Annotated in this window: 21 protein-coding genes, 1 pseudogene and 1 riboswitch; all 22 genes and pseudogenes read right to left on the bottom strand. The window is 34.4% G+C overall.

Annotation, left to right across the window (positions count from 1 at the left end; genetic code table 11):
• Positions 1-126 precede the first annotated feature (126 nt).
• The 22 genes and pseudogenes from BK137_RS06515 to BK137_RS06420 all read right to left on the bottom strand — a co-directional run bounded on the left by BK137_RS06515 (position 127) and on the right by BK137_RS06420 (position 22,499).
• On the bottom strand, positions 127-474 hold the full coding sequence (locus BK137_RS06515; RefSeq protein ID WP_038186661.1) for a VOC family protein: 348 nt from the start codon (positions 472-474) through the stop codon (positions 127-129).
• Between the two features lie 249 nt (positions 475-723).
• Positions 724-1,755: an alpha/beta fold hydrolase gene (locus BK137_RS06510; RefSeq protein WP_038186663.1), complete on the bottom strand. Its 1,032-nt coding sequence runs from the start codon at positions 1,753-1,755 to the stop codon at positions 724-726.
• Positions 1,756-2,225: 470 nt separating this feature from the next.
• Positions 2,226-2,900, bottom strand: a complete 675-nt coding sequence (locus BK137_RS06505) for a response regulator transcription factor (protein WP_038186664.1) — start codon at positions 2,898-2,900, stop codon at positions 2,226-2,228.
• A complete protein-coding gene (locus BK137_RS06500) occupies positions 2,897-4,081 on the bottom strand; it encodes a sensor histidine kinase (RefSeq protein WP_038186666.1) in 1,185 nt (394 codons plus the stop codon). The genes BK137_RS06505 and BK137_RS06500 overlap by 4 nt, the downstream gene beginning before the upstream one ends.
• Before the next feature lie 278 nt (positions 4,082-4,359).
• The gene (locus BK137_RS22875; protein WP_327192132.1) at positions 4,360-4,800 is read right to left on the bottom strand and encodes a hypothetical protein; all 441 of its coding nucleotides are present in this window, start codon (positions 4,798-4,800) and stop codon (positions 4,360-4,362) included.
• A 63-nt stretch (positions 4,801-4,863) separates the two neighbouring features.
• Positions 4,864-4,962: pseudogene (locus tag BK137_RS22870) on the bottom strand (GNAT family N-acetyltransferase); the annotation flags it as partial.
• Between the two features lie 350 nt (positions 4,963-5,312).
• A complete protein-coding gene (gene dnaN / locus BK137_RS06490; protein WP_038186668.1) occupies positions 5,313-6,443 on the bottom strand; it encodes a DNA polymerase III subunit beta in 1,131 nt (376 codons plus the stop codon).
• Between the two features lie 358 nt (positions 6,444-6,801).
• Entirely contained in the window at positions 6,802-7,494 is a 693-nt protein-coding gene (locus BK137_RS06485; RefSeq protein WP_038186669.1) for an AIM24 family protein, read from the bottom strand.
• A 470-nt stretch (positions 7,495-7,964) separates the two neighbouring features.
• Positions 7,965-13,784 carry an NPCBM/NEW2 domain-containing protein gene (locus BK137_RS06480; protein WP_051448758.1) on the bottom strand — a complete coding sequence of 1,940 codons (5,820 nt, stop codon included), beginning with the start codon at positions 13,782-13,784 and terminating at the stop codon, positions 7,965-7,967.
• Positions 13,785-13,931: 147 nt separating this feature from the next.
• Positions 13,932-14,016, bottom strand: a riboswitch (cyclic di-GMP riboswitch).
• 555 nt (positions 14,017-14,571) lie between these two features.
• Complete coding sequence (locus tag BK137_RS06475) at positions 14,572-14,979, bottom strand: Asp23/Gls24 family envelope stress response protein (protein ID WP_038186672.1); 408 nt, start codon at positions 14,977-14,979, stop codon at positions 14,572-14,574.
• Positions 14,980-14,995: 16 nt separating this feature from the next.
• Entirely contained in the window at positions 14,996-16,351 is a 1,356-nt protein-coding gene (gene accC / locus BK137_RS06470) for an acetyl-CoA carboxylase biotin carboxylase subunit (protein WP_038186680.1), read from the bottom strand.
• Between the two features lie 15 nt (positions 16,352-16,366).
• Positions 16,367-16,858: an acetyl-CoA carboxylase biotin carboxyl carrier protein gene (accB, locus tag BK137_RS06465; RefSeq protein WP_038186691.1), complete on the bottom strand. Its 492-nt coding sequence runs from the start codon at positions 16,856-16,858 to the stop codon at positions 16,367-16,369.
• A gap of 119 nt (positions 16,859-16,977) precedes the next feature.
• The gene (locus BK137_RS06460) at positions 16,978-17,526 is read right to left on the bottom strand and encodes a SpoIIIAH-like family protein (protein ID WP_038186693.1); all 549 of its coding nucleotides are present in this window, start codon (positions 17,524-17,526) and stop codon (positions 16,978-16,980) included.
• The gene (locus BK137_RS06455; RefSeq protein ID WP_038186695.1) at positions 17,523-17,960 is read right to left on the bottom strand and encodes a hypothetical protein; all 438 of its coding nucleotides are present in this window, start codon (positions 17,958-17,960) and stop codon (positions 17,523-17,525) included. The genes BK137_RS06460 and BK137_RS06455 overlap by 4 nt, the downstream gene beginning before the upstream one ends.
• 91 nt (positions 17,961-18,051) lie before the next feature.
• On the bottom strand, positions 18,052-18,201 hold the full coding sequence (locus tag BK137_RS22225) for a hypothetical protein (RefSeq protein ID WP_155981195.1): 150 nt from the start codon (positions 18,199-18,201) through the stop codon (positions 18,052-18,054).
• Positions 18,202-18,211: 10 nt separating this feature from the next.
• Complete coding sequence (locus tag BK137_RS06450; protein ID WP_051448759.1) at positions 18,212-19,120, bottom strand: stage III sporulation protein AE; 909 nt, start codon at positions 19,118-19,120, stop codon at positions 18,212-18,214.
• An 87-nt stretch (positions 19,121-19,207) separates the two neighbouring features.
• Entirely contained in the window at positions 19,208-19,582 is a 375-nt protein-coding gene (locus BK137_RS06445; protein WP_038186698.1) for a hypothetical protein, read from the bottom strand.
• Positions 19,583-19,586: 4 nt separating this feature from the next.
• Positions 19,587-19,829, bottom strand: coding sequence for a SpoIIIAC/SpoIIIAD family protein (locus BK137_RS06440; RefSeq protein ID WP_051448760.1), 243 nt, complete (start codon positions 19,827-19,829; stop codon positions 19,587-19,589).
• Positions 19,830-19,934: 105 nt separating this feature from the next.
• Complete coding sequence (gene efp / locus BK137_RS06435; RefSeq protein WP_038186701.1) at positions 19,935-20,492, bottom strand: elongation factor P; 558 nt, start codon at positions 20,490-20,492, stop codon at positions 19,935-19,937.
• 21 nt (positions 20,493-20,513) lie between these two features.
• Positions 20,514-21,575: a M24 family metallopeptidase gene (locus BK137_RS06430; RefSeq protein WP_038186704.1), complete on the bottom strand. Its 1,062-nt coding sequence runs from the start codon at positions 21,573-21,575 to the stop codon at positions 20,514-20,516.
• Between the two features lie 18 nt (positions 21,576-21,593).
• Positions 21,594-22,022, bottom strand: a complete 429-nt coding sequence (gene aroQ / locus BK137_RS06425) for a type II 3-dehydroquinate dehydratase (protein ID WP_038186705.1) — start codon at positions 22,020-22,022, stop codon at positions 21,594-21,596.
• 27 nt (positions 22,023-22,049) lie between these two features.
• The gene (locus tag BK137_RS06420; protein ID WP_038186708.1) at positions 22,050-22,499 is read right to left on the bottom strand and encodes a hypothetical protein; all 450 of its coding nucleotides are present in this window, start codon (positions 22,497-22,499) and stop codon (positions 22,050-22,052) included.
• Between the last annotated feature and the right edge of the window lie 147 nt (positions 22,500-22,646).

Raw genomic sequence — 22,646 nt, 5'->3', positions numbered from 1 at the left:
AAAACTCCCCTTCTCTTCTTCAACTAACCAGCCCCTTTAGTTGAAGAAGAAAAAAGAGCTGTCTGAACAGCTCCAAGATCTTCTACTAAAGCACCCGTCAGTTTAATAGCAAATGATTACAACCCGCTATTTCTCCCAAAGCTCGATCAGTCGACCTTCAGGATCTTTAATCCAAATAAACTTTCCAAATTCACTAATCTCTTTTTTCTTTACAAGAGGTACACCAATATGTTCAAGATGCTTAATAGTCTCGTTTATATCATGTACTTGGAAATTTAACATCACTTGTTGTTCTGTCGGAAAATAACTGTCATTTTCGGTAAAGAAAGAAAAGATAGTCTCATTTCCTAATTGGGGTTTAATCACAGTCCCATTCCAATTTTCTATTTCAATCTTCAACACTTCACTGTACCATTTTTTTATAACCTCAAGGTCCTTAGTTCTCCAAAATATTCCTCCAAAACCTTTTATTATCGTATCTAACTCCTGTCTGTCTTTAAATTTTTTGTTTTTCGATTATTGTTAAGTTTTCTTCAACTAAACTGCTGCTTTAGTAAAAACACCCCTTATGTCTATAATTCTATTAAGTTGGCAATAATTCCTTTACTTTTAAATGTAAAAGTAAGCAACATCTTAAAGGCGTTGCTCTACTTGACTAAATCCCCCGTTAGCTTAAGTACAATTATTTACAATCTCTTCTAATTCAAGAAAAAACTATACTATTTATTTTAAAAATGTATCGCACATCCATTCATAAAATTCTTCCTTCTCCTCAAATTGTGGATAATGAGCCGATTGCTCAAAAGCAATAAATTCTTTTTTATTAGCTTCAATCATATCAAAATATTTTTTTGCTTGATTTGATGTAGTCATATAATCATGTTTACCCATGACAAAATAAAAAGGTAATTCAAGTTTCTTTACGATAGTTGGTAATGGATTTATAAATATATCCTCTACCAAAACCTTTTGAGAATAGGACACCCCACAGTTATAACGGATTAGATCTAATAAGTTATACTCGCTACTGAGTAATATACCTAAGTTATCTCCATCGGGGTTATCAATGAGTCTTACACTTCCGTCATATTTCATAACAGAATTTCGTGGGGTAAACATGTCACCCTTTTCAATTTTTTCAGTTAACCCTTGTAAATACAAAACATCATCCGTATTGCCAGCTTTTCGAGCCTGATTTATAACGTAGTTCAAACTTTCAATCTCGCTTTCTACTTGATTACTCATCTGTCCAATACCAATATACGCTTCATACTTATTAGGAGCTTTATGAGCAGCCTGCGTGCCAATATATGTACCATAAGAATGACCAATTAGTATTACCTTTTCTTTTCCGAGCCGTTCTGATATATAATCCGTCAAAGCCAATAAGTCCTCCACCAGTAAGTCTGAAGAAAGATTAGAATAGTCCTCAAAAAAATGATAAGATTTTCCACTTGCTCGTTGATCGTAATTAACAACCGTAAATTTAGTTTCCAGTAAGTCTTGGTATTTTTCTGCATATGGTATTTCCGAACACCCAGGTCCTCCATGTACAAAAATAATAACAGGATTGTCCTTATCAGTGCCACGTATCATTATTTCATGATTACTTCCATTTATCTCTACTTGTTCTAATGCACTTATACTGTTATCACCTTTTATATGCGAAGTCCAAGTAGGGCAAAAAAGTGCAATGATTAGTCCTATTATAATAATGGCTCCGATATATTTTATTAGCTTCTTTATGGTTTTCATCTGTTCTTCCCTTTCTTCTCATTTTTTTGTAAGTTGAATTGTCGAATCTTTATTTACGTCTTCTCCAACTTCATCAAAAATACATACTGTATTGATTTGTGCATGCTTTTTGACCTCTATTATTAATTTCATTTCCAGACGTGTTGATTAACTGATTTTCACCGCTACTATTAAAGCAGAAAGTTGATTTCCCTAACTAACATGCCTGTTTCATTTCATATTTCTACTCTACAGATGAAAGGTCATATACTGTAGTGTCAATAAGTCATTAATAAGTCATAACTATTTAAAAAAAATGACTAATTATGACGATTGGCTATAATCTAATAGGCGATTCACGTAAGCTTTTTTGAATGGTGGACCTTATGAATTGCCCATGAAGTAAACAAATTCAAAATAACGTTTCAGTTCGTTGCGATTAAAAAAGAGTGAAGACAAAGTTAATTTAACTTTGTCTTCACTCTCTTACTTCAATATTTCTTATCTTCTATAAGACTCTCTTCTATTGCTTTCATAATAGCTGAGGATCTGTTTTTTACATTTAATTTCGAATAAATGTTAGAGACATAATTTTTCACAGTTCCGACTGAAAGAAACATCTTTTCTGAAATGTCTTTATTGGATAATCTTTGAGTTAAACATTTTAATACTTTTAATTCTTGATTATTTAATTCATATGGGTTTTTCATAGAGTTATGGTCAAGTTGTTTCGAGTGTTCGTTTTTAGTTGATTGTATCTGACCAAACACCTCTTTTGCTAATTGTTGAGGAATGAGGGAACCTCCGTGATACACCATTTTAATTCCCTGAACCAAAAATTCAGGATCAACAGCCTTTAATATGTAACCCTCTGCACCAGCATTTAAGGCATTCAAAACGTGTGTAACATCTTGAAAAGTAGTAAGTATAATAATTTTTATATTGGGCCATCGTTTTTTAATTTCTTCTGTCGCCTTTACACCATCCATCACCGGCATTTGAATATCCATTAGAAGAATATCAATATTTTCCCTTTCACATAAAGCAATGGCCTTCTCTCCATTTTCCGCAGTTCCAATAATCTCAATGTCAGAAATGCTTTCAATCACAATTTTTAAGCTCTTTCTTAAAATCTCTTGATCTTCGACGATTGCCGCTTTTATCATGATAATGACACTTCCTTTGCCGTAGGTATGTGACACGTTATCCTCATACCAGCATTCAATTTCGAATAAAATTCCACTGTACCTGCCAATGCCGATATTCGATCTTTCATTGAACGTAAGCCAAACCCTAAATGCAATTCACTAAAGCCCATTCCATTATCTTCAATGAGAACAATCAATTCTTTTTGATTAAACGAAATAGTTACATTAATAATGGTAGCCTGCCCATGTTTTTTCGCATTTGTAAGCCCTTCTTGTATACAACGAATAATGGCAAACTTTATCCTTTCGCCGACTTTGGTCGCTTCTCCTTCGACAATCAGTTTTATATCCGTTGATGTATGTTTCATAAAATCAACAATCAATTCTTGTACAGATTCAATAAGTGTTTGATGAGTCATGGGCGACATCTGGTGAATTGTCTTTCTCACATCATGCAATCCATCTCGTGCTAAATCCGAAATCTCTTTTATATTTTTTTCTGCTTCTATTTTATCTGCCCGATATCGAAAAGGAAGAGCATCTAAACTCGTTATGACTGATGTGAAAATATGGCCTACTGTATCATGCAAATCTTGTGAAACTCTATTTCGTTCTTCCTTAATCGTCAGTTCCTCAATCTTTTTTGAGTAATATTCCAAGTCCTCATTTTTTTCCTCAATAGAAGCAATTAACGTTTTATTGGCGTTATTGACAATGGTCATCCTTCCTAAACATAACCCGATACCATAAAAAATAGTTGTATCAATAAAGCGAGCAAAGAAACCCTCATCAGCGAAGAGATCGCCGGCCAATGTGCCAGCAAAAAAAATAGAAATATATAAGAAAGGTCCTAACCAAATTAACGGCTTCACTTGACAAGCATAAGCTACAGTAAGCATAGGCAAGAATAGAAAACCGTAAGTCTCTGATATTTCATATTGGATCGATAGGTAAATAAACGCTGAACCCGTTAGCAATACCTCGGCAAATACATACTTTGGGAATTTTATAAGCCCGGGCCTATAAAATAGGTGAGGTATTATGTATAAACTAATAGCCCACAAAAGTAAAATCCACTTGTTCAAACCTGTCGTACCTATGAATATCACGTAGCCAATATTCGTAATCCATATTGTACGAATGAGAAATAGAACATAGTCCAACCAATGCCATTTCCTTTGATCCATTACTGCTCTCATACTTTTATATCCCCCAACTACGGCGTCTATTTCATCGTTCCTAAAACTACTTCGCCATTCTCTTTCGTATAATTGATTATGTTTAGTTTATCTTTAAGGGAGAAACTAGTATAGTTTTTCTTTAAAGCTTCCAGGCATAATAATCATATTTTTCCATCCAAAAAGTAATCTCTTCAGTACTTTTTTTGAGAAATTTAGTGCGCCGTTACTAGAATAAAAAAAGAGCTGCCTGAACAGTTCAATGCTCTTCTTCTAAAGTACCCCCGTTAGTTTAGGTATTAATCCTTCACGGTCTCATATTTCATAAGCGCTTTCAGCTGTTTCATTACCGAATGAACTGTTAATCTGTGAAATGAGATAAGTTTCCCCTTGAAAACGACTGAAAATATTCCATAAGGAGTTGGGGATAACTCCATCAGTTCTTCTCTACTTTTCAAATCAATGATTTTGACATCTATACCTAATTCATTTGCACCCATAATTATATTTTCAGTTGCGACTTCTACGTAAGGACATTGAAAGGAGCGTAGTATAGTAAGGTTTTCAAATTTATTAATTCTTTCATCCCAATTAGCAGGAAAGACTGGTAGTAAGCTGCTATTTTCAAACTGATAAACAAGTAATTCAAAATTATAAGGTGCTGTATCTACCAGTTTAAAATGATTCTTTAAAAAGATATCCTTACTTGGTGTCCAAGAAGTTTCAGGATTTGTAACCACTACTACACCTCGCTTAGAATGGCTTTTTGCATCTTGAAGACATTTATTAATCAGTTTAGTCCCGTATCCTTTTCCAGTTTGACTTACCCATAGACAATGGATTACCAAATAATTATTAGCGTGAACCACCCTAGAGGAAAACTCTGCGTCAGTATATTCAATAAAACCTACTTGTTTTTTATTTTCTAGTAATTGAATATACTTTAAACCTCTCTCAAAACTTTCGTTTAGCCACTTATTTTTGTTTATGTATCCAAGTGATTTTTTTTACTTCTAAGACAATAACTCCCCATTCCTTCGAGAATTTCGGTATCTAGTTCAACCATTTGGAAATCTCCCAAAGAAATCCCTCCTTTTTTCTATATATATCTATTTCTATTTGTTTTATTATTTCTCCATTGTTATTTCCTTCTTCCACTAACCTGCCCATTTAGTTGACAAAGAAAAGAGAGCCATTTAAACAACTCAAAGATCTTCTCCTGCCACGTTAGTGCAATAAGAACCTGGTCTATTTAATATGAACGTACTGGTGAAATAAGATGAAGATAAGAAGAATTGTCAATAGGTTCAATTAAGACTGGCCTCATTGAACCACCGAAACTTATTCTGATTTCTTCTTCTTTTATTACTTTTAAGGCGTCCATTAAAAAGCTTCCATCAATTGAAATACTTAAATTAGTCTCACCATTAATCATTTTAATATTTTGAGTTTCTTCTATTTTCCCTATTTCTGATGAGTTTGAGGAAATTCTTATTTTTGTATCATTTTTAATTTCTAAATGAACATTGTTATTTTTCCATTCGCTTGCAAAAAGACAAGCTCTATCAATACCCTTTAATAGCTGATTTGTGTTGAGAGTAATTATTGTCTTCGAATCATTTGGCAATAATCCTGAAATGTTAGGATAATTACCATCAATTAACCTTGAAAAAAGTGAGCTAGTATTTGATTTAAATACAATATAGCTATCTGTTACAAATATATGTATGACACCAGTTTCCTTATCAATCAACTTGATAAGCTCATTTAAGCTTGTACTTGGAACAATGAATGAACCACTTACATTTGATTCTACTGCAAGCTCTCTTAACGCTAAACGATGGGAATTTGTTGCAACACACGAAAGGTGGTTATCTTTGAATGACATATTTACGCCTGTCAAGACAGGTTTAGATTCACTCTTTGAGACTGCAAATACAGTTTGTTTAATAATATCTATTAATTCAACACTGGGGATTTTAATGAATTTAACTTCTTCAATTTGAGGAAGACTTGGGTATTCTTCAGCATTAAATCCGTATACTTTGGTCACAATTTCATCGGATTGAATGGTAACTAATTGTTTTTCGCTTACTTTTATATGTATTTTATCTGGTAGTTTCTTAACAATTTCACTTAAATGTTTTGCAGAAATAACAACACTACCCTCGTGATAAACTTCCAATACTTTTACACCATCAATCGTTAAAGGAATAACTTTTTCAATAACAATATCAGAATTGCTGCCGACAAGGATTATACAATTATTATTAGCAGTTATCTTAATACCTGACAAAATAGGAAAAGGTGTTTTTAATGAGACTGCTTTATTAACATCTGAAATTGCTTTGTTAAAACATTTATTATCTATTATAAATTCCATAATAAAATCCACCTCATTTTAATCGTTAGTGAACTATTTCGACAAAATACCTGAAATTCCCTTTTTATTATTCAACTATACTGCCTCGTTAATGTAGTACATTTCTTCACAATCTTTATAATAAATTTAACATACATTTCCAATGAAAAATCACCTCAACCTAAATCTGAAGAGGTGAGATGATTTTAAGCAAACTTTATTTTTTATAAAACTAAACTACACTTACTTTTATTAGCTTTATCTAGACATCGCTTTAGAGAATTAACCTTATTTCAATTCGATTCTTGATTCGGGAGTTTTGGAATCATTAATGCCTCTTTTGGTAGCTCAATGAAGGCTTTTATGTGCTTAAATACTATTAACTCTTTTCCTGCATATAAACTTCTTCATAAGGCTGAACAATGACAAAACCGTCTCCTTCAAACCTCATTTGGATCGATTCTCCACTACCTCTTCCAATGAAAGTTTTTAGTGAAACATCCGTTTGAAATTCTGGTTGAAGGTTCCCCGACCACGCTACAGTTGCATTTGGATCTGTAATAATTGGTTTCCCAGGTGTTACACGTAATGTGAGTGGTTCATAGTGGACTGTAATGGCAATCATACCAGTCCCTTCGCACCGAACATTAAACAAACCACCTGCCATCATACCTGCTACTTTTCTCATAAGCTTGATATTGTGATTGATAGAGGGTTCGAATGCAAGTAGATCATTTCCATTTACATAAATTGCTTCGTTCTGTAAATAAAGAATTATGATTTTTTTCCCACTGTCAGCAAGATATAACTTTCCTTGCCCATTTGCTTTCATGAGGGCAGCACCTTCACCAGTCAAAGCCTTTTTGAACATAGCCCCGATTCCATGTTCTAAAATACCTTCTCGCTCAAACTTTATCTTTCCATTGTAAGCGACCATTGAACCTGCCTTTGCCCAAACGAGTCCATCAAGATTTACCTCCAGCAAACGAGGCGTCTCTAATTCAAAAAATCCTTCTCCTTTGTCCTCTTGCTCCGTATTTTTAACAAATTCAGTAATCGAGTATTTATTCATGCCACACAACCTTTCATTTTTTTACATATACGTAAAAATGTACACCTAGGTTTCAACTAATCCACCATTTTTAAAACATAGATGCATATATATAATAGTTATTAAACAAGGCTACACCTTTCACCTATCTCACAAATCAAATGTAATAAAGTCCATATTAACTGGTTCAATACCCCCTGCTCGGTTTATCCCTCCTGTTAAGAAGGTATGTCCCCTACCCCCCAAAAAATGCCAAATACACAATATCTTCTTCTTGAAGTAACCCGCCCCGTTAGTAAATAGGTGCCACCACTAAACAGAGTTATTTAACATATCACAAATATAAAGAAAAAAAGCCGCACCAAAAGACGGTTTTCTCCGACTTTTAGAACAGCCCATTTTCATATTGTTAAATTACAAAATAATACAATAGACAAAATTAAATTTCCCTGTTATTATCCAATAATATTTCTACCATAAAAATTTTTAAACTAATTATTATCAATAACATAAATTAAATATATAGGGTTGTCTTCTACTTTATAGACTAATGTCATCATGTAGATTCCTTTATCCTCTTTTGAAATATCTATCATTAGCTTATCAGGATTTTGCTCCCACTCACTGATATCAATCTCTGTTTCTTTAAAGGTTTTAGTGTTTCTAACCCCAGCTAAATGCGGTTTGACTTTCTTTCCATCTATTCCTAAAACAAGATTCTCTACTTCAATTACTGACCCTTTTAATTCTCCTACTTCAACATATTGTGGATCAGCTATTAAATTTTCTAATTTAGTTAAACCTTTTAATGGAGAGAAATCTGTTATTTCATTTTCTGTAATATTTAGCGTTACTAAGTTTTTAGCATGTTCTAAACCTTCAAGAGATCTAGCTCTTCTTGATTCACTTGTTAAAGTTGTCAGTTTATACATATCACCAAGCGTAATATCTCCAGTTAATCCTAACGTTTTCTTGATAGAATTACTTAAATATTTATCTTTTATAGTAATCACTTGAGTTAAATCTATTTCAACTAAACCTTCTTTAGCAGCTTTTAATAAAGCTAACCCTTCATCTACTTCTTGTTGAGTCGATTTTTTATTAGCTAGAACCTCTTCTGCTTTAGTTAGCGTAGTTTTTAGAATTTCCATACTTTCAAAGGTATAATCATCTTTATCAATTCCTTTTGCCTCTTCAATTGCTTTTTCTAGATCTTTCGTGAATAGTCTTTCTGCATTTGCGAAATGTAATTTAGCATCTCCCCAAGTAGCATGGTCAGATTCATTACCATTTCCACCGTCTTTAACTACTAGTTTAAGTTCCTTCGCTCCGTTTATATCTACTTCTACAAATTTTTGTGGGTCTCTTGAATTCATTACGCCACTATCAAATTTCTTTTCACCATCTACATATACTTCAAAACTTACTGCTCCTACAGATCCAAACATTTGTCTATCGACTCCAACAAATGAACTGAAATATGCAGAGTCTTTGTCCGTTAAATCGTAGACGATTGTTGATGTCGCGTGAGTACCGATACCTCTTTCATATGATACTACTTCATCAGAATCATCTGTAAGTCTTAATGCGTTACCACTTATAGACTTATCCTTCGTAAGTGTTCCCCAACCTGTATTTGCTGACTTCCAATCGTAATCCGTTAAGTACTTATAATCATCCATATCCACCACTGCGATTGTTCTAGTTTTTGTCACTGTATTTCCATCGCTATCTGTAACTGTGTACGCAATTTTATACTTGCCGGCTCTATCAAAGTTTACTTGATCTGTTCCTGTAACTTTTACTTCAGATGTTAAGTCCCCGTCCTCTGCATCAATTGCTGAATAGCTTTCATTTAAATCGATTTTTTGTCCTACTTTAGTTGAAATGGATTTAGCTATTGTCATTTTTGGTGCATTATTTAAAGTTAAGAATTTTGCGTCACCGAAACTACCATGATCTGAAGAAATTCCATTACCTGCATCATTTAAAACTAGTTTTAATTCATTTACATCTTTTACAGGTATTCTTACTAGTTTTGCTTCTGTATTATATTTCATTAGCCCACTGTCATAAACTTCTTTTCCATCAGCTAGAACTTTAAACTTAATACTTGAATTATTTTGTTCTTGTATATTTCTATCCACACCTATAAATGTTTCAAAATATTCGTAGTTAGAATTAGCAAGGTTATAAACCACTTCAGCATTTGCATGTGTTCCAATACCTTTTTCAAATTCTTTGTTTTTACCATTCACTAGTAATTTAATATTGTTATTTGTGCTAGATTTATCTTTTCGAACTGTTCCATAATCAGTTCGTGCTGATTCCCAATCGATATCACTTAAGTAAGAAGCCGCACTATAAACAACTATTGTTCTAGTTTTAGAGATTGTATTCCCATCACTATCTGTTACCGAATATTCTACATTGTAAGTACCTGTTTTATTTGAGTTAAAGCCGTTTATTTTAACCTCAACTTGCTCTATTAAATCGCCATCTTCAGTATCAAATGCTTCTACATCTTTTAATACATTAAAGTCTTCGTTTAATTTAACTGTCACTATTTCTTTCGGTACAGCTAATGAAGGTTTACTAGAATTTTTCGTGAACTTAGCATCTGCCCATACTGTATGATCTGCTGTGTTACCGTTATTTTTGGCATCTGTTGTCACTAGTTTTATCTCTTTAGCACCAGTAACAGGAACCTTTACAAATTCATGTTCTGTGTTCGCATTGAATACGTCACTTTCGAATTTCTTTTCGCCATCAACCCATACTTCAAATGTTGCAGTTGAAGCTTTACCTTTCATAGCTTGATCAATTCCTATATAGCTTTCGAAGACGTCAAAGTCTTTGCCCTCAATGTCATAAACCACTTCAGAATTTGCGTGTGCGCCGATTCCCTTTGCATAGGTAGTATCTAAGCCTTGTCTAACTAATGTAATTGCTCCACCAGCAGGTGCTAAATCTTTCTTTAGTCCTCCCCATGCAATATTAGCTGATTTAGCATCCAAATCAGAGATAAATGTGAAATCACTTGCCACAGTAAATTTTGTTGTTTTTGTTTCTGTAGTCCCAGCATTCTTCACTTCATAAATAATTTCATATTTCCCTTTTTTTGTTACATCGACGTTACTCGATTTTACAACTACATCTTTCGTTATATCATCACCTTGATATGTAGCCGCTTTTACGTAATCCATTGGATCAAATTCTTGGCGTAATTTTAGGGTTACATGTTCCTCAGCTGACAGAGTTGGCTGATACGCCTTCACTTCTACTGGTTTTAAACTATTTAGTTTCTTATCATAGCCAATAATTTTGTAAGTATAGTTTTGATCCATGTCTAATTTTTGGTCTACAAATTGATCAGTACTAGTAAATCCAACTAATTCACCGTCTCTATAAATTTCAAAGCCTAAGAAATCGTCCTTATATTTCTTATCCATTTTGAAACTTAACGTCTTTGATTTAGCGGAAGCATTCGAAGCAATGCTAACTTTAACCGAAGCATTTTTGTCTTCTATTCCTCTTCCTTCATAGCCTACTACAGAGTCATTTAAATACCACGATTTCTTTGGTTTCTTATACTTGGCAGTTTTCTCTCTTGTTTTTTCATTAACCACAAATCCATGTCTAGCAAAATGTTCACTTAAATCCAACTCCAATACTTCAGAAGAGAATTCAACCAAATATTGTTGTTTAGAGCTTTCTCCATCTGTAAGCTTTACATCTCTTTCTCGATAAAGTCTATTTAATTTCCCCCAATAGCCAGGGCTATACATCTCTAATTGCCAATACACACCTAACTTCTCGAAAACTCCTTGATCATTATAATCTTTTAAATTTTCTTTTATTACATTTTTATAAATGTTTGCTTCATATGGGATTCTATTATCTAACTTACCGTAATAGCCAGACATGTATTGTGGTAACATATTGTTCGTTGTTTCACCGTATAACCTAACACTTACATCCATTCTATGACCTATCTCATGTGTTAAGCCCCATGATGGGCCTCTTACTTCAAATGGAATTAAGTGATTAGCAACAACATCATCTAAAGTACCGATATGGTCGCCAGCTGCATACATATACGCATATGGTTGAGCAAGACGTACATTATCTCGAATATATTTAGGGTCATGACTTTCACTACTAGCATCCAGTCCATAATATTTAAATATTTCTTTCATATGTGTATTGTACGACTTGATTGTTTCAAGTGGGCTATAGCAATCTTCTATATACGTTTTGTACGCACCTGTTACTGTACCCGTCCAGAAAATATGGTCACTCACGAATTCGAATACGTCTAGCATTTCTCTATCTTCAACATTTGGATGTTTTGCTTTATCTTCATCTAATTTTTTCTTGTAATCAATTAAGAATGATTTGAACTCTTTTACATTAGTATCTGCTGTTGCGAAAGGAATTTTTTTCACACCTTCAAATCGGATTGTCGGCGCTTTTTCTTGTTGTTCTTTCGTATATGGATTAATGATATAAATACTTCCACCAGGAGTGACAGCCTTGTTATACCAGCTATCTTTATTAACCTTTGGTACAGTGATTTCATTTTTACCTGGTACTAGGCTGACATCTTTTCTCCAACTAGACCAAGAACCTTCTTGCTGGGCAAAAGATAACTTAGGTAATGGTCCTGTTGCATCCGCATCAACATAAACAGTAATTTGATCTCCTGGTTGAGCAGCGAAGCCTGTAGGCTGCAGATTGTTACCAAAGCCAAACTTCAGGTTTTGATTTGCATGTTTCACCATATCTCCATGTTGTTCTGCTACAACTAGAGTTCCTTCGATTTGAACTTCTCCATTCACAATAGATTTAGCTAAATCTAGTCGATCTTTTAGAATAGAATATAGTGGGTGTCCTTTCGCTTCCTTCTCCAGTGCGTTGATTTTATCTACACTATTGAATTCTGGCACTACCTTACTCATTGTTCCATCAGTGAAAATACTATTCACCTTATCTTCTATGACATCTTCAGTATAGAAAGCTAATTCCGATAAAGTTGCCCAATTTTGATTTGATTTCTTGAACTTAAATTTAATTCTTTTAAATTTAGTAGATTCGAATTTAGCTTCGACTAATCCTTCTACCATATTATGTTTACCTGTTGTAACTAGTTGATATGTATCTCCTTTAGACGTTTGAGAAGCATAAATTTCAAACTCTTCAGCGAATCCTTTGCGATCAGATTTTCTTGCTCCATACATGATTCTATTTAATTCCACTGATTTTTTAAATTCTACTTCTACTTCATTTGTGAAGTCATTTGAATTACTTTTATTCGTTTCCCAGTAAGTATCTAGGTTGCCATCGACGGCATTCCCGATTACTTGACTAAGATACTGACCAGCATTATTTCGGATACTCTTAATATTTTCAATATCCATTCTAAACAACTTAGAATATTCCTCATTAGAATAATACTCAAAAGGTTTTGTTTTGGCTTTAGTTGCTTCTATGTTTGATTCATTTATTAATACTAATGCATCTTCTATATCTTCTTTAAATTCATCATATAAAGGGTGTGATTGAACCTTTTTCTCTAATGCTTCTAACTTTTCTACTGTATTGAACTCATCAGATACTTTATTATGGTTTTCATCAGTAAATAGTTTTTTCATACTCTCTTTTACTTGGTCTTCTTTATAAAAACTAAATTCTGCTGCACTTGCCCAATCTTGATTGGCCTTTTTGAACACAAATTTGATTCTTTTGAATTCAGTTGGTTTAAATTGAATTTCAACAACATCACTGGTTGAACCTTTATATTCTCCAGGAGATACTAAAGTATAATCATCACCTTCATCCAAGATAGAGCTATAAATTTCAAACTCTTCCGCAAATCCTTTGCCTTTAGCACTGGTTTGTCTAGCAGCATAAACAATTCTATTTAATTCAGTCGATTCATTTAAATTGAATACTACCTCGTTAGTAAACTGCGCAGTATTCGCTCTTCCAGTCTCCCAATGTGTATTCATATCACCATCTATTGCTTTATTAATAGGAGAGCCTGAATAATTTCCCCCGTTGTTTGTTATCGATTTAATGTTTGTATTATTCATTTTGAAGACTTCATTATACTCACTTAAATTACTATTTCCGTATAAATCAAATTTACTAACTGTAGCATTTATTGCCTCATTGATCTTGCTTTCTAATGCCGTTTTATTAGCATTGGTATTCGGTGCTGCCAAAACATTCACAGCACTCCCCGAATAACTTGCTAACAACGCTGCTGATGTTGCAATAGCAATTAATTTAGACATTTTCTTCGACATATGCTTTCTCCTCCAGATGAATAAAACCCTAAGAAGTTCATTAAAAAAGCTACTCTATAAGAGAGTATCTAACTTTTGATAACGTCTAAATAAAAATGATTAAGACATTTTTATTTAACCCAAAATAACAAAAAGTATAATGTACTCTTTGGCAACTGGCTGGCATAGTTTTTCAACCTTAGCCCCTCTAGCTTTGCGTCCCTAAATTTCTCTAGGTTTGCCTATTCAATTTTTATAAATCTAAAGTACCATGATATCTTACACTACATCATGAATCATATGAATTGTTTTACATCTAATAAGTTCCAATTTATTTCCCTCACTCTAGTTATTACAACCTAAAACTTATCTCCTATTTATTGGTTTTATAATAAAAATATCATTTTCATTATCGAAAAAGTCGCATTACTTAAACTTTACTTGAATTGTGTTTTTTCTTATATAGTAATAATGTATCGCATTAAATATTTTACCTTTATATTTTTTACCTATATCACTATACATTCATTAAACTATAAGAAAAAACTCCTAAACTATTCATTATCCTCTAGTAGTTATGAGCATTAACTTTAAATCGTTTAAATTGCTAGCTATAGCAAAATTATTTTATTATTTGGATCATAGATTCATTAGTAATCGATTGTGGGATATCTTTAAACAAATAAAAACCTCTCATTTATTTATACCAAAGAGTTTTTAACGAGATTATTTGATTCTTTCTAATGACGAGTTTGATTTTCAACACAATAAAAAAACACCACTTCATTGGAAGTGGTGTTTTTTTACATTATTCAGTTTTTGCATCGTTCATTTGATCAAATTGGATGCCGGTAATATGTACATTTACCTCTTGCGTTGCAAGAGATGTCATATTAAAGATAGCTTCACGAATCTGGGTTTGAACTTGATGAGCTACTTTCGCAACAGATGCTCCATATTGCACGAAGCAATATACATCTACGATTAAGCCCGCTTCAGTCCATTCGGTTTTAATACCTTTCCCATGAACCTTTTTACCGAATTTTTCTACTACGCCTGTAGCGAAGTTTCCTCTTGTACCAGAAACGCCTTCCACTTCTGTAGTAGCAATTCCTGCAATAACTTCAATAACTTCAGGCGCTACTTCAATCTTACCTAGCTCTTCCTTACCAGCAGGAGTGCTTTGAGGTAAAGATTGTATCACTTTTTCAGCCATAGAATTCGCCCCTTTCTTATGAATTCATGACGTCATTTTCTTCAAGGAACTTCGTATTGAAATCACCTTTTTTGAATACCTCATGATCCATTAATTTAGCGTGGAAAGGAATTGTTGTTTGAATGCCTGGTCCTTCAACAATGAATTCACCTAATGCGCGTTTCATCTTAGCAATTGCTTCTTCACGTGTATCTGCATGTACAATCAATTTTGCAACCATTGAATCGTAGAACGGAGGAATACTATATCCTGGATACATAGCAGAGTCGATACGGACACCGTAACCACCCGGAGCTATATAATCTTCTACTTTACCCGGTGAAGGCATAAAGTTTTTAGATGGATTCTCAGCATTGATACGACATTCCATCGCCCAACCATTCACTTTCACATCTTCTTGTTTATACACTAATTTCTCGCCAGAAGCAATCTTAAGCTGTTGTTGAACAAGATCAATACCTGTAATCATTTCAGTTACTGGATGTTCTACTTGAATACGTGTATTCATTTCCATGAAGTAAAACTTGTCTTCATGGTAGTCAAAGATGAATTCTACCGTACCAGCACCGCGGTATCCACAAGCTAACGCAGCTTTAACTGCAGCCTCACCCATCTCAACGCGACGTTCCTCAGAAAGTGCAGGAGACGGAGCTTCTTCAACAAGTTTTTGCATACGACGTTGAACTGTACAATCACGTTCACCTAGGTGAATTGTATTGCCATAGTTGTCCGCTAGTATTTGTATTTCACAATGACGGAAATCCTCGATGAATTTTTCTAAGTATACGCCAGGGTTACCGAATGCTGCAGCAGCTTCTTTTTGAGTGATTTGAACACCTTTAATCAATTCTTCCTCAGTGCGTGCTACACGGATCCCTTTACCACCACCACCGGCAGTTGCTTTAATGATTACTGGGTAACCAATACCTTTCGCAACTTCGGCTGCTTCAGCTGCATCTGCAACGATACCAACTGAACCTGGAACTGTAGGTACACCGGCTTTAATCATTGAGTCTTTTGCTATATCTTTAATACCCATCATTTTGATGGCATCTGAAGTTGGTCCAATGAAAGTAATACCAGCATCTTCACATGCTTCTGCAAAGCTAGCATTCTCTGCTAAGAAGCCATATCCTGGGTGAATTCCATCACAGCCAGTTTTTTGAGCAACACTTAGTATACTACTAATTTTCAAATAACTCTCACTAGAAAGTTTTGGTCCGATGCAATATGCTTCGTCAGCTAATTGAACGTGAAGTGCATCACGATCTGCTTCTGAGTACACAGCTACAGACTGAATATCTAATTCTTTACAAGCGCGAATAATACGTACCGCGATTTCTCCACGGTTTGCAATTAATACTTTTTTCATTTGGATAGGCCTCCCTTAGTTCTCTTTTACTAGGAACAGAGGTTGACCATATTCAACTAGATCGCCATCTTTAACAAGAATTTCAACGATTTCGCCACTAACTTCTGCTTCGATTTCATTAAATAATTTCATAGCTTCAACGATACATACTACTGCTTCTTCGCCTACTTTATCTCCAACTTTTACGAAAGCTGGTGATTCAGGGTTTGGAGCTTGATAGAAAGTTCCTACCATCGGTGAAGTGATTTTGTATAATGATGCATCCACTGCTGGTGCTGCTGGCGCTGCTTCAGCTACAACAGGTGCTGCAACTGGTGCTGCAGGAGCCGCAACTGGTGCTGGCGCTGCAACTGGAGCTACTTTAACTACTGGCGCTTCAGTTACAACTGCCACACCACCATGTTTTTTAAGTTTCACTTTTGTATCTGCTACCTCATAAACGAACTCGTCGATTGAAGATGAATCTACTAATTTAATAATTTCTCGAATTTCCTGAATTTTCAACATAAATTACTCCCCTTAATTTTGTGAAATATAATACACTACTTATTCTATCGTGTTTTGGGGTATTTTTAAATAGATAATTGAAAATAGGAATTATTCAAGACAATATCGTTATTTTTTCGTTAAAAAGACTCAGATTTAAAGTCGACTACTATTTTACCAGCTGTAGGTACCTCTTTTTTAACCGTGTATACGATTTCATCTGCTTTTGATTTTGATAATTCAGCAGATTGTACTGTAACACGAATTTGATCATTTTCAGCTCGTACAAATGCATCTGAATAACCTAAAGTTTTAATGAGCAATTCTAACATCGCTTCATTAGATTCTTTCTTAACAATAACATCCATCTCGTTAAATGCTTCATTCTTTTCTTCAGCTGTATACTTATCTGAAGCTATTTTTTGCGTTAGAGTTGTTTTCAATTGACTACGTTCATTTATTAACTCCATACGCATTTCTTCAAATAAGTCACTTTGTGCTGTGACAGGTGTTTTATCATTGCCTGTTAGTTTAGCAATATCATCAACTGCTGTGCTATTTAATGTGCTATCTGAGAAGATTTTAAGACCATTAAATGGTTGTGCTGGATTCATAAGATAGTACACTGAAATAACTGCTGCTAAACTCAATAATGTTAAAAACCAAACTGCTCTCTTTTTTACTCTCATTTTATTTCCCCTCTCTTTTCCATAGGCATTACAACAATTCTGTGTGCAGGAATTTCCAGCACTTTTGTCAGCGTAGTTACTAATTCATTCTTTACAGCGATGTCATTCGCCCCTTCCGCAACAACTAATACTCCGGTTACTTGCCCACTTTCTTGTCCAGTTGTATTAGACCAGCTGAAATAATTCTCTAAGGATGAAGAATCTTTTTTTACATCTTGTGCCGTTTGTCCACCTGCATAAAAATAAAGCTCAACTTTCCCGACTTTGTCAATCCTAGATAAAATGACTGCTAGCTGTTCCGCTTCATTAGTAGATACATTCTCTCCTTTAGACGATGTTTTCATAGGATTTTCATTATTGTATGAAAACATGGCCACAATAATGATGACAATTGCCATCAATATTCCTACATAGTAAATTGACGTTTTTTTCATATTCTGCACCGCCCGAGCTAGTCATCCCCCTCTTCACATCTTTCCTGTTATCTACATCATTGTATGAAGCATAACTCTAATCTATGAGATACTAATGCCAAAAATTAAAAACAAACTTTAAAATCCATATTGCAACGATTATTTTCAATAGAATAACCCACTCTTCTGGGTCCTCCAATAGTAAACTTACAATTTTGCCAACGAATATAATGACGACTAAACCAAGTAAAAATGCTTCCACAACCCCAATCCTATCCTTCTTGTATTTGTAGTTTCAGAAGTATAACGGCTAATATCGCTGTGAAAAAGAAGGCAAATGCAATAATAAAAGATACTGCACACAAAACAAATAATGTTTTGCCTATATCATCTAAAAAACTCGCAATATCTTTATCAGAAAAAGGTTCCATCAATGCTGCCAAGAAACGAAAACTTAATCCTGTCATTAAAATTTTCAATGTCGGGATAATAGCAGCAGTAAATATACCTATCATTAAACCTGTACTCGTTACCGTTGCAGTAGTTGATGAATATTTTCTAAATGTACTTAAACTCTCAGTTATAAAAGAACCTATGAATGGAATGTTTTGTTGGATCATCTTTTTCAATGGTCCTAGTGCAGCTCCGGTAAAAGATACTGAAACTACACTATTCATAACTAGAAACATCGAATAGCACATGACTGTAGCAGAAACGACGCTTAATACAAGTACTCGTATAAAGTCAGCCATTCGAGCAAAAGATATTTCTGGCATGAAACGAGATAGAAAATCAAAAATCAAAGATGCCGTCAACAGAGGAATTAGCCATCTCCCCGTTAAAAATACAGCAAATTGAATGAGTAGTAATAACATAGGATGCCACGCCATTAATGACATAGCTCCTGCTGAGATGGCCATTGCAGACATTAATATTGGATAAAGGGCACTAAAGAATGCAATCATATTCTCAGATAATGCCTGCATCATAGTAAATGATTGATAAACTGGCTTTAATGTCGTAGTAAGTATAGCGATAAAAAAGAAAACCCTTGTCCACTCTTTAAATTGAGGCATTATAAAATTTAATAATAAAAAGAGTAGTGCATAAAAAAGTAATGAAACGAGTGTAAATAATGTGTCCTTGAAGGGGGCGACCAAAATCTCCTGTAACCAGTCCAATCTTGCCCTCCTATCTTTTTTTGACGTTTACCCAAAAATCTCTTCTATTAAATTGAGTTTGTCCATAAAAATGACAACCTTTATCTACTATGGTTCGATCAAACGTTGCCAAATTGAAAATAATTCAATTATCTCTTTTAGCCAAAGCGATAAAATAACAAGCTTTACCGCTGTATGTGATAAAAAGGCAAGTGCTTCATAATCCTGGTCATTTAAATGTTGTGACACGGCTGTTGAAACGAAATATATAAATGCACTGCCTAGGATAAGCGATAAATATGGGATCTCAATTGGAAATGCATGCAATAACCTTTGAAGAAACGGTATGAATAAACGCATTAATAAAAAGCTCATTAATAAGAAAAAAAACACCGTATAAAAGACACGATGCAAAGCAGGAATTGCCATTTGAATGAACATTAAAAGAATAAGCATAATCACAGCGTAAAATAATATCGTCATAAGCTCAGGTAGCCGTTAACCATTGGAAGAAGGTGAGAATTTCATCAAAGAACAAACGCAAAAAATGAAGTAGTTCCGCTGCGATATACATATAGGCAAGAAAATAAAGAAAAAAAGAAAATTCCTTTTTACCGGTTTGTTCAAAGAAGATATGTAAAAGCGCAATCACAAGTCCAATACCGGCGATGCGTAGAATGTCTTGAAGTTCCGTAGCTGCCCCTCCTCTTGTATAATCTAATCTATGCAAAGTTAGAAAGAGTTATGATTTCCAATCATACAAACATCGAATTAGACAAAAAAAAACGACCCCAATAGCATAAGCTATAAGGGTCGATTTTAAAGAATGACTTAATTATCCACGAGATACGTAAGTGCCTTCTTCAGTGTTAATAACTAATTTGTCACCAACATTAACAAAGAATGGTACTTGTACAACTAATCCAGTTTGAACTGTTGCTGGTTTAGAGCCACCTGAAGCAGTATCACCTTTAATACCTGGTTCAGTCTCAATTACTTCTAGAAGAACTGTATTTGGAAGATCAACACCAAGGATTTCTCCTTCGTAAGACATGATTGAAACTTCCATGTTCTCTAATAAGAATTTCAATTCGTCTTTAAGTTGGTTTTCAGATAATTCAATTTGGTCATAAGTTTCAGTGTTCATGAACACATGATTATCACCTGAAGCATATAAATATTGCATTTTGTTATTGTCAATTTGAGCTTTCTCTACTTTTTCACCTGCACGGAAAGTTTTTTCCATTACTGAACCGTTACGTAGGTTACGAAGTTTTGATCGTACAAAAGCTGCACCTTTACCAGGTTTTACGTGTTGGAAATCTAGTACACGGAAAAGTCCACCGTCTACTACGATTGTTAGGCCTGTACGAAAATCGTTTACTGAAATCATGAATGTTCCTCCAATATTACTTTATAAAATGATTAGTTCTTTTGTGGAATGAGTTAGTTTTTCATTACCTGTCTCTGTGATTAATGTATCGTCCTCAATACGGACACCACCGATTCCTGGTAGATAAATACCAGGTTCACATGTCACGACCATACCTGGTTCTAATACAGTAGGTGAACGGAATGATAATCCAGGACCTTCATGTACTTCTAAACCAATTCCATGACCTGTTGAGTGGCCAAATGCCTCACCATATCCATGTGCTTTAATATAATCACGTGTTACTGCATCAGCTTCAATACCTGTCATACCTGGTTTAAACTGCTCTAATCCAAGTAATTCAGCATTTAATACAATGTTGTAAATTTCCTTCAATTGATCTGAAGGCTCTCCAACTGCAACTGTACGTGTTGTATCAGAGATATAGCCGTTATAGAGCGCACCAAAATCTAAGGTGACAAAATCACCAGTTTCTATTATTTTATCAGTTGCAACGCCATGTGGCAATGCCGAGCGTACACCTGATGCAACAATTGTATCAAAAGAAGATGAAGTTGCTCCTTGTTTGCGCATGAAGAATTCCAATTCATTTGATACTTCTAATTCTGTTTTGCCAGCTTTAATAAATGTTAGTATATGCTCGAATGCAGCATCTGCTATTTCACAAGCGACCTTTATTATATTAATCTCTTGTTCCGTCTTAATCAAGCGGATTTTTTCTACTAAACCTGAAACTCCGACTAAATCAGTTTTTAGATGTTTCGAATATATTTCAAATGTGCTATAACTAACATCTTCTTTCTCAAATGCTAATGTTTTGATACCCATTTCTTGTACTTGATTAGCTATTTCTTCAATGATTGTAGCTTGGTGTTGTACAATTCGATAATTTTGCACTTGCTTAGCAGCTTGTTCTGTATAACGGAAATCTGTAATAAAGACTGCATCATTTTGTGAAACAATTGCTACCCCAGAAGTTCCAGTAAAATCAGTCATGTAACGACGATTATAGTCATTTGTAATAAGCATTGCATCAAGCCCTTGTTCTTGTAATGCTGCTCTTAATTTTTTTAGCTTTTCCATAATAATCAATTCCCCCTGTTATTTTTCTAAAAACATGCGTAATGCAAGTTGGTACCCCTTAGTCCCTAATCCAGAAATTTGTCCCACACACTCTGGTGCTAAATATGAGTGGTGACGGAATTCTTCACGTTTATGTATATTCGAGATATGCACCTCGATAACAGGTACATTTACGGAAGCGATAGCATCACGTATCGCAACACTTGTATGTGTATATGCACCTGGATTAAAGACAATGCCAGCAATTTCATTGTCTTCAGCGTCATGAATCCAGTCTATCAACTGGCCTTCGTGATTAGACTGCTTTAATTCAATTGTGGCACCAAACTCACCAGCTAGCTTTTGAAGGGCTTTATCTATATCTTGAAGAGTTTCCGAGCCATATATTCCTGGCTCTCTTTTACCTAATCGATTTAAATTAGGCCCATTTAAACATAAGTACTTCATATCTCTCCCCCTCCGATTTGAATGAATTTATTTTACCACATCAGTATTATAAGGCATTTTACTTCGGGTGTCTAAACTTTCTGCTTTTTTATGGAACATTGCAGTTTCTACTATAAAACGTAAATGCATGGCGATTAAAACGAAGATAGGGATCGATACTTTTTTTAACTCTACCGTACCGAACATCCACCACTGTAATCCAAATAGAAAAATAACACTCAATCCCATCGCCGCTATATCTGCACGAATAGCAATGCAGAGTTCACTTAAATAATAAATCACTATTGCTAAAACAAACAACATGACCGCTAATGTTGTCCATTTAAATAATGGCATATGTCCACTGAATAAATGCCATCTCTTAGACCACCCGATTGGACTCCAATGAATGATTGAAAATAATTGTAGTAATCGTAAACAAACCGTGAACGACACGGCACTTAAAATGGATGTCCAAAACAAGACATGTATTTTCAAAACACAACACTCCTTTTTTACAAGCATTGCCTCATTTTCAAAAGCTATTCTTTTCCTAGAGCTTTTTTATAATTTTTAGTACAATAAGAACAGTTGAATATACAAAAAGAGAGCGGTGTGGCAAGTGAAGGATCAACCTCAGACTCC

The organism is Viridibacillus arenosi, assembly GCF_001955655.1.
Lineage (GTDB): Bacteria > Bacillota > Bacilli > Bacillales_A > Planococcaceae > Viridibacillus > Viridibacillus arenosi.
This window is presented reverse-complemented; position numbering and strand designations above follow the sequence as displayed.